The organism is Bifidobacterium callitrichidarum (assembly GCF_003129905.1).
GTDB classification, from domain to species: Bacteria; Actinomycetota; Actinomycetes; order Actinomycetales; family Bifidobacteriaceae; genus Bifidobacterium; species Bifidobacterium callitrichidarum.
On record NZ_QFFM01000011.1, the window covers coordinates 1 to 12039 of the forward strand.

A 12039-nucleotide genomic window follows, 5' to 3' on the forward strand; every position below is an offset into this window, starting at 1 on the left:
GCGAGGCCCGCGAGCGGCGCGCGCCAAACCTTAGTGTTTCCAGTCATGTTCTGGAACCTTTCTTCTAGGGACACGGGGACGAGGAAGGGGCGGCCGCCGCTGTTTCGCGGACGGCGTCAGTTGTGGGGGCTATTGTCATTGTTTCCTGCGAGAATGACCCCCATAACCTGCGGTTTTATTGCTATGGAATGAGGGCGGTCATGGCTGGTCTGAAGACGTATCGGCGCGAGTACTACCTGTCGCAGTTGCGCCCGTTTTATGAAGCGGACGACTTGATCAAGGTGGTCACGGGCATCCGTCGTTGCGGCAAGTCGTGCCTGCTGTTGTCCGTCATGGACGAGCTGCGGGAACGTGGCGTACCGGAGTCGAACATCGTGTACCTGAACCTCGATCGCAGCGAGTACCGGAAGATACGAGACGCCGACCGGCTCGAACGGACCATCCATGAGGCCATGGCGGGCTGCGGCGCGGGCCTGAGGTACCTGTTCGTGGACGAGGTGCAGAACGTGCGGGATTTCGAGCCCGTGATCAACGCGGTCCGCGAGGACGGTGGCACGTCGATTTTCCTGACGGGTTCGAACTCGTATTTGCTGTCGGGCGATCTGGTCACGAAACTGACCGGCCGGTACGTGGAGGTGGAGATGTTCACGCTCTCCTACGCGGAATGGCTGGGCATGCGCCGTTTCCTGGGATTGCCCGGCGAGAGCGCGCCCGTGCTGTTCCGCGAGTATCTGACGCAGGGCGGGTTCCCTCGCGCCGTGTCCATCGGGGATGAGCGGGCGCGGGCCATGTACATCCGGGACGTGGTCGCCCAGATCTTCGACAAGGACGTGCGCACCCGCCGCAAGGTAAAGGACGTGGCCCTGTTCGACCGGGTGCAGTCCTATTTCGTCAACAACTACGCCGCGCCCACGAACCTGGCCAACGTGATCGAATACCTGGACCATACCGAGCACGTGCGCATCAAACGCGAGACCCTCTCCAAGTACCTGAGACTCCTGGAGGATGCGAAAATCCTGTACCGGTGCCCTCGCTTCGACCTGAAATCCAAGCGCATGCTGCGCGGCGGCGACAAGTTCTACCTCGCGGACACCGGCATCTACACCGCGCGCAACACCGACGCGCGCCTGGGCTACGGGCCCGCCCTGGAGAACGTGCTCTACACGCATCTGCGGGCCAAGGGCTATCAGGTCAGCGTGGGCAGGATCGGGCGTCTCGAATGCGATTTCATCGCCCGCAGGGACAGCATGTACTGGTACATCCAGGTGTCCATGAGCGTTCTGGACCCGGCCGTGGAGGAACGCGAGTACCGGCCGTTCCGCTACATCCGCGACAACTACCCGCGCTACCTGTTCACCCTCGATCCCCTGCCCGAGCAACGAGACGGCATACGGCACGTGAACCTCATGGAATTCCTCGCCGCCGACGGCGAGCTTAGGCCCTGAACCCATGAGGACCGGAACGCAACCGGATTCTCAGAGGACTCGGCTATGCTGTTCCGCCTAGCTGAACAGCGGGACGTCGTCGAGAAGAAACTCCTTTAATGGTGTCTCATGCGAGCTGGGACCTAGGGCGCAGAATGCGTCAAGCCCGTTGAGCCGGCGTATGCGCCCCTCTCGGCCTCGATGGCCGTGCGGCTCGCGCCGCTGCCGATGACGAAGTCGGCCTCACGGTTGTTCGTGCCGCGCCACCAGTCGGCATCGAACCTCTCGCGCGCCGATTGTGCTCGCTCCTACCCATCCAGATTCTTCCGCCTTATGCCCGACCGGCCTGCATTGAGTGTTTCCCAGTCATTGAGCAAAACGCTCACACCGTATAGCACTGTTTGAGCCGATGCCGTCGTCTCCGCGTTTCCCGTGTCCCTAGAAGAAAGGTTCCAGAACATGACTGGAAACACTAAGGTTTGGCGCGCGCCGCTCGCGGGCCTCGCCTCCGTCGCGATGATCGCGACCATGGGCGTCGCCGCCTCCACGGCCAACGCCGCGCCGGCCCCGGGCTATGACGGGGTCACCGTCACTCTTAACCCTAACGGCGGTAAGTTCACTTTCACTCCCGCTGCTTCGTCCGGCGCCTCTCTGCAGTCGGACGGCACGATGAAGGTCGAGGACAGCAAGACCTCTGACTATCAGTACGCCGATGGTGTGATTACAGGTCTGTACAGCACGTACGGCACTGACGCGAACCTCAAGTGGGGTGCGAACAGCACGTCCAACCGCTACTTCTCCGGCTGGTACACCAGCCCGGACGCCGGTGGTCAGGCCGTGGATCCGAACGAGCCGCTGCAGGACGGCACCACGCTGTACGCCCACTGGTCCACCGACGCAGTCGACACCGACGAGTCCGAGGCTGCCGTCACCCTCGACACCAAGGGTCTCGTACGTTATGGCAAGCAGGGAACTGTGGACCTTGATGCGACTGATGGTCCTGACGGTGGTTCCGGTGTCGTGTCGAAGACCGTTTACGTCAAGGGCGTGCCCGCATCCGCTCCGGCAAACACTTGGTTCGTGCGTCTGCAGGACGGCGATCAGCTCGCTTCTTGGCAGGTCCCGTCCGCGGATGTTCAGGATGGTCAGTACTTCACCGGTTCTTGGAGCTCTGACATCGCTTCTCTGCAGGGTGGCCAGTCCGCTACCCCGGTGACCGAAGAGGGTACAGTCGTCACCTTCGATACCGGCACGTACGCCCTGTTCAAGGATGGCGTGCAGACCTCCGAGAAGAAGTTCGACGTCAAGCGCGGCGACACCCTGACCTCCAATGAGTTCCAGGCCGTCACCCTCGGCGCCGACCACAACCTCGCCACCAAGTGGAGCGTTACCTACGGCACCGGTTCCCAGTCCGAGAACTTCGTGTTCGGCACCACCGCCCTGGATGCCACCTCGAACGCCGCGACCCTGAAGGTCCTCAACGGCGAGAAGTCCACTCAGTACGCCCTGCATGAGACTGGCAAGTCCACTGCGCCTACGCGTAGCTACTTCGTCAAGCGCGGTAGCTCCTTCAAGGACACTTTCGCCAAGGACGCGCCCGACGCGCCGACCCGCCACAACGCCACGTTCAAGGGTTGGTACGATCTTAACGCGACTGTCCAGAACGCCGGCTACATCGGCACCAATGACAAGTTCTTCGACTCGTCCATGATCTCCACTGAGAACGTCCCCGGTTCCGACTGGGAGAAGGCTGACGCCGTCGCCTACGACTTCTCCGAGAAGACGACCGAGTCCAGCCCGGCCGTGGTCGATATCTACGCCGGTTACACTGCGAATGCGAAGTATGTGACGATTGAGCTCGATCCGAACTACGCCGGTTCCCAGATTCAGACCGTGAAGATCTACGAGGGCAAGACCATCGGCTCCCAGCTGCCGTCCATCACCCGCGCCGGCTACACGCTCAAGGAGTGGAAGTCCAACCAGGGCTCTGTGCTCCCGCTGGACTGGACCGTCAACTTCGACGACCCGTCCTACACTACTAAGATTCACAACACCCGCTACGTGGCCCAGTGGACCGCCGACTCCAAGTACGGCGTCAACGGCCTGCTGTCCTACCTGTCCCGTGGTTACGCGACCGGTGAGACCTCCGGTAAGCTGGACTTCTCCACCCCGTACGGTGAGCCCGTGAAGGTTAGCGAGACCTCCACTCTGCGCAAGCACTCCGGTTACAAGAACCTGGTCAAGACGTCCGACGGCTTCACCGAGGACAACTCCAGCTCCCAGGTCTTCGTCCTCGCCCAGCCGGCTGGCTACAACGAGGCCTCCTGGAAGTCTTTCCTGACCACCCGTGAGAAGGTCGTCAAGGAGCTGATTTCCGAGCTCAAGCTTGCTAAGACTGCCAGCATTAAGGATGTGTACGACGCCGTGGCTAACCGTCTGTCTGCTGAGAAGGCTGACCAGTACGCTCAGGAGTTCGCGGGCAAGCTCGTGACCAACACTTCCTACCCGGATGTGAACTACGACGACTACGGCACCCACAGCCCTGAGATCACCTACCTGACCAACCTCGGCGTGGTCAAGGGTTACCCGGACGGCACGTTCGGTTACGGCGCCCCGCTGGCCCGTGTGGACTACATCGTGTGGCTGTACCGCGCCGCCGGCTCCCCGGCTGCCGACGAGTCCGCCGCCGGCTTCTCGGACGTGAACTCCACGACCGTGCCGAACGCGGAGTTCCGCAAGGCCATCGCCTGGGCCAAGAGCACGGGCGTGACCACTGGCTACCCGGATGGCACGTTCGCCCCGTACGCGACTCTGGCCCGCCAGGACGCCGCCGCGTTCCTGTACCGCGCCGCCGGCTCGCCGAAGTTCAACGAGTCCTACGCGGACGTGAAGTTCGCTGATGTGACCCCGGGCGACTCCGCGAACCACTCTCAGGCTGTCCTGTGGGCCGCCTCGAACGGCATCGCCAAGGGCTACTCCGGCACGGTGAACAAGTTCGCCGGCATGAGCACCTTGGTCCGTCAGGATGCGGCCGCCTTCCTGGCTCGCACCCTGCAGAAGGGCTACATCGCCAAGTGAGACCGGATGGCCAGTCTAAAACGGCCATAGGTTGATCTGATACATGGAGGGCCGTCCCCATCTAACGGTGGGACAGCCCTCTTTTCATATTCTTCTTCATCCACGGGAATCGAACGACAGGGATTATTACATGGCGAACGGTACAAGTGCCGTGCACAAGCACAGCCGGGCCTGGCTCCGCTACGTCATCGCCGTGGTGGTCGCGCTATTATGCGAGGTCGTTGTCTTCAATATGCCTCATTGGAAGTCCGTGCAGGCGTCCGAACCGTTCGCGCCCGCCGTGACGGCCGGCACGGGTCTGCGGAGAATGCCGGACACCGGCTTCGCGCGTTACGAGGTCCTTCATGCCGGTGCCCCAAACGCATCCGACGTCTCTCGCGGTGCGGACAACTACCTGCAATTGGATACGCGTGGGAGTCATGTGGATTTCCTTACGCTCAATCTGACGTTGTTGCAAGGAGGCTCGGGGTCCCGGGTCGGCGAGGTCAACGTAAGATTAATCGCGGCGGATTCGCGTTTTCGCGCGGGCATGGCATTGCCGTCCACAACGGTCTCCTCAGTGACGGCTCCCACTTCCAGATTGAGCGTTGAACTTACTGGCTCATCGCCATGGGTGAAGGTGCTTATCGAAGAGCCCGCCGGAACGGTGGTGCAGGTCAACCGAATCATCGTCAACGAAAGGGTGCCGTTCCGTGTCAGCATGGGTCGTCTGGCCGTGCTAACGGTCGTGGCGCTTGCCGTGGCGTTGGCGTTGCCGGGCTCGTGGATATGGCGTCGTCATATGGATGACATGTCGATGTCTACGTGGGCAGTCGTCGTCGGTATTGCCGGCATACAGGTCGCGGCGATTCTCGCGATCCTGTGGCTGCAAAGCCCCTGGCTCGTGCTCGACCAGTTGCAGGGCCCGCACGTCCTGACCATTTATCAGGACCAGTTCCAATCGCTGCTTAACGGACACGCTTGGTTGCAGGAGCAGCCTCCCGAAGAGCTCGTCGGCATACGGTATCCCTACGACACTTCGATGAGGATGGCGATGGGAGCCAACTCCTTGGAGAACAAGGCCGTGATTGTGGATTATGCATACCGGGACGGCAGGTACTGGTGTTATTTCGGGATTCTGCCCGTGGCCTTGTTCATGTATCCCTGTTACTGGCTGACCGGCATCGTGCCGGACACGTGGATGATGGTTCTGGCCTGCTCTTTGGCCATGGTTCCGGCGTCATACTGGTTGGTCCGCGCTCTGCTGAAACGTTACGCGTCCTATGCCTCGTTCGGTATGCTCGCGGCATGCTTCCTAGCATTTCCGGCGTTCACCTTCATGCCGCTGCTCATCGGCGATCCCGGCACGTACACGTTGCCCAACAGCCTCGGTCTGCTGCTGTGCGTGTGCGCCTTCGCGAGCTGGCTGTCCGCGTGCAAGAACGACCATGCATTGCGTACCCCGCTTCTCGCCGTGGGGTCTCTGCTGATGGGCATGACGCTGGGGACTCGCCCCACACTGTCCTGCAGCGCGCTTCTTGCGCTGCCACTGTTCTGGCCGTACCTGCGTCAAAGGAGAACGCGGCCGCGCCACTGGATCGCGATGATTATCCCGGCGGTGACGGCCGCAGCCCCGATACTCTGGTGGAACCAGATCCGTTTCGGTTCTCCTCTTGACTTCGGTTCGGCGTACAACATCACGGTCGTGAATATGACAAGCCATCCGTGGAACCCGGACATGCTGCCGATGATCATATTCGAGAACCTCTTGCGGCCGATATCCGCCAAATGGCGCTGGCCATTCATCTTCCCCGACACGGGGACGTACTATGCCTACCAAAGCAGAATCAGCGCCTACAGCATGGCCGGCGGCTATTTCTCGTTCGTGCCCCTGACGGTCATAGGCCTGGCCGCGGCATGGTGTTGCATGCGCGCCGACGGGCCTGACGACGAACGGCTGGGCGTGGAGGAAATCGGCGGCGCGTCCCCCGTTCCCATGATCGTCGCCTCGACCATGGGGGCCCTGCTACTATGTGTACTCGTGATGGTGGTGGGCGGATTCAATGCACGTTACATCACGGACTGGGCCTGGCTGTTCGCCATCGCATCCATCATCGGACTTGGGCTGCTGGATCAGAGTGTGCGTCATTTCGGCAATGGCATCCGAACCATGGCCCGGACGTCCATCGGCCTGATTGCAATCGTCTCCCTTCTTCTGGTGTACTGGCTTGCAGTCTGCGACTACGGTCCCTCAGTCGCCCACGGCGCCGAAACGTTGCTCCGCCTGCGCTCCTTAGCCCTACCTTCATGACGCCGCTTGACCGACGTTTACGGCAAAACCGCAATACGGCATGCCGGCTCCTCGTTTGTCAGATTGTCGCCCATGCCATGGCAAGAAAAGCCGAACAAGATTAGCATGGGAATTGCATGCACGACCAGTAGAGAAGAAGGTACATCATGGTCACACAGCATTCACAATCGGCATATTCCCTGTCAACAACGATGAAACGCTTATTCGCGTTTGCCACGACTGCGGCTATGGCTCTGGCATCTGGCGCGTTATTCGCCAATCAGGCAGTTGCGGATGACCCCGCCGAGGCTTTCCGAGCCAACACGCAACTTGCCTCCGCCGTGGATTACTACCGTGCCACGGCAGGCGATTATCAGAACGTGATTTATACGCCCAATATTGCGGAACGCCCGGTACGCACCGCTGTCAATGGCACCTCAGACAACCTGACGTTGGACGACGCCGGCGGGCCATACAACACCGACACCCGTTATTACGTGACCTATCAGTACACTTTGCAGCCGGGCAAGGCGCTTTCCGTCACTGTTTCGAATGCCGATGATGACGACATCTCACTCTGGCGCATGTTCACCCTTGCCGTGCATCAGAGCGGAGTTCCTGCGGATCAGGCTGATTCGCTGATTATTCACGACAAAAGCAACGGCGGCGTTGGCGGAGACGCGCCGGTCCACTCATTCTCCGGCGGATTCCGTTGGGATGCCAGTCACCACGGCCAGACCGCAGTCAATTGGATTCAAAACGGCAATGGCGGCACTGTCAACTCCATCTACAATCGTATCTGCGCGCTGACCGGGGCTCCGCAGAATGTGGGCGGCGTATACCCTGTGTACAACATTCCGCGTGGTTCCGATTTGGAAACGCTTGGGGTGCGCAATTCCACCAATAGCGCTCAGACCATCACAGTTTCCGTGCTGCCTGGAGCTTTGGACCGCCGTTCCGGCGGCAATGGCACGTGGAACGTGCGCTTCAGTGAAGGCACATTCACTGATGTCAGTGATTCCACCGCCCACGCCGAGGATATTGCGTGGCTGGCCTCGACCGGCATCTCCACCGGTTATAACGATGGTTCTTTCGGTGTCGGCCAGCCGGTGCAGCGTCAGGACATGGCCGCATTCCTCTATCGTCTGGCCGGCAGCCCGTCTTTCAACCCCTCCGACAAGGACAAGGCCCGCTTCACCGATGTGAACGATGGCACTTCGCACGCCAAGGAAATCTGGTGGCTGGCCTCGACCGGCATCTCCGCCGGTTATGAGGACGGCTCCTTCGGTGTCGGCAAGCTAGTGCAGCGTCAGGATATGGCCGCATTCCTGCACCGGTTCGCAGGCAAGTTCGGCGGCCCATCCGATGCAGGCGCAAACCTTGCCTTCACCGATGTGAACGGGTCAACGGCACATGCGGAGGATATTGTGTGGCTGGCGAAGGCTGGCGTGTCCAAAGGTTACACCGACGGTACGTTCGGTGTCGGCAAACCAGTGCAGCGTCAGGATATGGCCGCATTCCTGCACCGCATGAATGTCAGATAACCACGACGAGCCGCGCATACGGTCCTAGCGGCACTTGATGCACGGGCATGATGAAGTTCAGGAGAAACGTCTGTCTTCTTCATGCCCGTTTCTCATCTCTTCATGGCCTTCCGACCACAGAAGCCTCGTATGGGTGATGAGTAAGGGTGAACTACCGGTGAACAGTATGCTCAAATATGATTCATCACTTGCCATTCCGTCCTTTTCCGACATATTTTTCCGTTTGTTAGGCGGTTGTTTACGAGCAAGGCAGTAAGTCTACGGACATCCGCCTCAGGAAGGTTAGAGGATGATGGAACGATTCAGTCATTCTAAGGCACTGGCCGCCATGATGGCCACAATCGCGATGATGGGCACGGCGGCATTGGCCGCACCCGCAGCCAATGCCGCAGATGAGAACGCCAACCCCGATGTGGAGCTTGCGGCATTCTGGAGCAGCGATGACGACCTATCCGATACGGTGTATATGTCCACCAACGGATCCGACTTTAAGCGACTGTCCACCGCGTATCAAGCAGACGGCAACAAAAGCCAGCATGTGAGCGGCGCTCCGAGCTATGTCAACGCGTTGCATGATCCGGGCCTGTTCTACACCAACGGCAACTTCTGGATGATTTCCGGCTACGTGCAGAACCAGCCTGGTCTTGGAAACCGCTTCACCCCGATGCTGGGCTCCTCCAAGGATCTCATTCATTGGAGCTATCCGAATTCTGGCAGCCCGACCAACATCGCCATTCCGGCCGGAACGCCTCGCAACAGCTTCAATACTGCTGGCACCGACGCCATGGCCGACGGTGACGGAACCGCATGGATTGTGACCACGATTGGATACTACGGCACCAAGAATCATGACAGCGCCCAAAACGATGAAATGAAGCCATACATCGTCAAGGCCACCGGCCTGCAGCCGGGTGCCGATCAACAGTCCGACCCGGGCGCACAGCCCAAAGTGTCGTATGGCGAGCTTGTCCCGATTAATCTCCCGGACAGCAGCACGAACTGGCTCGACCCCTCCCTGTACAAGGAAGACGGCACCTACTATCTGAGCATCAAGAGGAACGGCATTACCAACCAGATCTACAGCATCAACGATCTGAACCGTGCCTCCGACGCTTCGGCATGGACCCCGGTCAACTCCGATGTGATCACCGGATATGAAGGACCGTCTCTGACCAAGTTCAAGGGCAAGTACTTCATGTACGCGGACAAGCTTAAGGATTACCCGCCACAGAATGCTGACGGCAAGGCCGGAGTACATGTCATCGAGTCCACCAGCCTCACCTCTGGCTGGAACAACACGCATGCGATTACCACTACGGATGAGAACGGCAACGCCATTCCGAACCGCCACGGCAGCGTGATCACCGTCACCGATGAGGCCGCCAAGTCCGTCATCTGGAACCTTGCCAAGAAGTATGGGTACAAGGACGACTCCAGCACGGACAACGGCAATAACGGTAATGGCAATAACGGTAGCGGCGACAACGGCGGCTTCATCGACGTGAATGCGGCCACCCCGCATGTCGACGACATCGCGTGGCTCAAGGAAAGCGGTATCACCGTAGGCTATTCCGACGGCACGTTCTCTCCGGCTGGCGTGGTGAACCGTCAGGATATGGCTGCCTTCCTGTACCGCTTGGCTGGCAGCCCCAAGTTCACCCCCGACTGGTCGCAGAACAAGTTTGCCGATGTGAACTCTTCATCGCCGCACGCCAAGGAAGTGCTGTGGCTTGCGCAGACGGGCATTTCCACCGGCTATGTTGCCGCTAATGGCACCGTCACGTTCCAAGGTACGGTTCCGGTCTTCCGTCAGGATATGGCTGCATTCCTTAAGCGCCTGGCCGATTATGAGGGGGCTGCCGCCCCCTCGGGCAATGGCCGGTCCTTCATTGACGTGAATGCAGACACCCCGCATGCCGATGACATCGCTTGGCTGTCGAAATCCGGTGTGGCCTCCGGCTATGGCAATGGCACTTTCGGCGTGGGCGGCACCGTGCTCCGTCAGGACATGGCCGCATTCCTGCACCGCATGAAGACCAATGTGTTGAGCTGAGTGCTTCACTGATCAATGTGCCCTCCGTATCGTGATACGGAGGGCACATTGATGCTAATCGTCATTCGGACCGAGTAGGTGACGTTCCACACTCAGGGTGAAGGGACTGGCGGGAAGCCCGAGATTGTTATAGAGGAACGGTTTCTCACTGGGAACGCCGGTCCACTGGTATCGCACCTGTCGAATATCGTCGATTCCCTCAGCGCTGATGGTCAAGGATTGCTCATCAGGATTGATGACCGCCTTGGCTTTGACGAATTTACCATCGGAACCAGCTGCCTCGAATCCCTGCAGGGAATCCTTCGTCATGGAAGCAACACTGTCCGAGTTCGCGTCTTTGCTGAAGTTTGGGTTCATCGCGATGAGGCCTTTGCCGGTATCGCCTGTGAATGACACGACTATTCGGCTTTTATCATCGTTCTTTGCCGCAGCTTTGATTGCTATCGGGCTTTCAGGTGTAGCCTCTCCCTGCTGCATCGCCTGCCATTGTTCGGCCATGCGCGCGGCGAGAATGTCCTTCCCAAGCGGGTGAATGACCTCGGACGTGCCTTTGTCCGTATCGATGGAGACCGTCATGGCTAGATTCTTGGTCGTTTCCGCCATAATCAGCGCATCCGATTGAGCCTGCCGTACCACTGGCGTGTACGGCGCCCCACCGTTCCGAGCCAGTTGCACATAGAGGAAAGGAAGATCCTTCTCATCGAAAACGGCACGATACTGAGTGATGAGCGCGGTGAATCGGGAAAGATAGGCCAATGCGCGGTCGTTCGTTTGGGCGTCGTCTTCGCCTTGATACCAGAGGATGCCGCCTATATGCAGTCCGGTCAAAGGTTTGATATGGTGCTCGAAAATCGCTCCGTCTTGCATGTGGGGCTGAATGTCCGTGCCGCCCCACGCGGTTTGGATGATGCCTATGGGCACGTTGGGAGACGCCTCTCGCAAGTGTTCGGCAAAGAGTTGTGGCAAATAGCCGAGATACTCTGAATCGGAGCCCGTCGCGGAAAGCCAGCCCGAAGATGAGTAGTTTCGCAACGGCAGATCCATGTCATTGGCAACGAGACTGTTGCTGGTGCGTGCTGCGGTAACGATGAAATGCACCTGGGTATCCGATATGGTGCGAGGCAAGTCCTTGCGGGTGAGCGCAGAGCCCATATTGGCTTTTGCATAGGCATCATCGCGGTAATACTTGTCGTAGCTGGCTTCCATATTGGATTGTCCAGCGGCAAGGAACACATCTCCCACATATACCTTGTCTATGTGGGAGATGGTTCTCCCGTTACTGGAGATTTTCAGCGAATACGGTTGCAGCTGCGCCGGAAGAGCCTTCAACTCGGCGGCGAAGGACCCATCTCGTGCAGTGCGTACGGTCCGTGATGAAGTTCGCTTGCCGTCGGAGATGGCAATGGTGAGCGAACTCTGTTCCGATGCCTTTCCTTTGACTGCCAGCGGTTTGCCACGCTGCAGGACCATGCCCGGAGTGTAGTAGTTGGGCAAGGTGACAGCGATGTTGTCGCTATTCGGTTTAATCTGCGGAACCGAAGTCCGCACCATATCCGACTGGCTCCAGGGGATATAGAACAGCATGGTGACAACGGCCATGGCACACGCCGCAAGCATACATATGCCCAGTAGCAGATATTTCAGACGATTCCGCACGAATATGAATCCAGT

At 59.4% G+C, this 12039-nt stretch carries 6 protein-coding genes; 5 read left to right on the forward strand and 1 reads right to left on the reverse strand.

Annotation, left to right across the window (positions count from 1 at the left end; translation table 11 throughout):
- Positions 1-200: 200 nt before the first annotated feature.
- The 5 genes from DF196_RS06010 to DF196_RS06030 all read left to right on the forward strand — a co-directional run bounded on the left by DF196_RS06010 (position 201) and on the right by DF196_RS06030 (position 10368).
- Complete coding sequence (locus DF196_RS06010) at positions 201-1445, forward strand: ATP-binding protein (protein WP_109056974.1); 1245 nt, start codon at positions 201-203, stop codon at positions 1443-1445.
- Between the two features lie 438 nt (positions 1446-1883).
- Positions 1884-4502: an S-layer homology domain-containing protein gene (locus tag DF196_RS06015; protein ID WP_109056975.1), complete on the forward strand. Its 2619-nt coding sequence runs from the start codon at positions 1884-1886 to the stop codon at positions 4500-4502.
- 130 nt (positions 4503-4632) lie between these two features.
- Positions 4633-6792 carry a glycosyltransferase family protein gene (locus DF196_RS06020; protein ID WP_109056976.1) on the forward strand — a complete coding sequence of 720 codons (2160 nt, stop codon included), beginning with the start codon at positions 4633-4635 and terminating at the stop codon, positions 6790-6792.
- A 146-nt stretch (positions 6793-6938) separates the two neighbouring features.
- Positions 6939-8315: an S-layer homology domain-containing protein gene (locus DF196_RS06025; RefSeq protein WP_109056977.1), complete on the forward strand. Its 1377-nt coding sequence runs from the start codon at positions 6939-6941 to the stop codon at positions 8313-8315.
- 328 nt (positions 8316-8643) lie between these two features.
- Positions 8644-10368, forward strand: a complete 1725-nt coding sequence (locus DF196_RS06030) for an S-layer homology domain-containing protein (RefSeq protein WP_146194711.1) — start codon at positions 8644-8646, stop codon at positions 10366-10368.
- A gap of 54 nt (positions 10369-10422) precedes the next feature.
- On the opposite strand, the gene DF196_RS06035 is transcribed toward DF196_RS06030, so the two are convergent.
- Complete coding sequence (locus DF196_RS06035) at positions 10423-11967, reverse strand: sialate O-acetylesterase (protein ID WP_158276277.1); 1545 nt, start codon at positions 11965-11967, stop codon at positions 10423-10425.
- Between the last annotated feature and the right edge of the window lie 72 nt (positions 11968-12039).

Excerpts from the sequence above, each read along its gene's own strand:
- DF196_RS06010 (WP_109056974.1), top strand. The coding sequence starts at position 201 with ATGGCTGGTCTGAAGACGTATCGGCGCGAGTACTACCTGTCGCAGTTG.
- DF196_RS06015 (WP_109056975.1), top strand. The coding sequence starts at position 1,884 with ATGACTGGAAACACTAAGGTTTGGCGCGCGCCGCTCGCGGGCCTCGCC.
- DF196_RS06020 (WP_109056976.1), top strand. The coding sequence starts at position 4,633 with ATGGCGAACGGTACAAGTGCCGTGCACAAGCACAGCCGGGCCTGGCTC.
- DF196_RS06025 (WP_109056977.1), top strand. The coding sequence starts at position 6,939 with ATGGTCACACAGCATTCACAATCGGCATATTCCCTGTCAACAACGATG.
- DF196_RS06030 (WP_146194711.1), top strand. The coding sequence starts at position 8,644 with ATGATGGCCACAATCGCGATGATGGGCACGGCGGCATTGGCCGCACCC.
- DF196_RS06035 (WP_158276277.1), bottom strand. The coding sequence starts at position 11,967 with ATGGCCGTTGTCACCATGCTGTTCTATATCCCCTGGAGCCAGTCGGAT.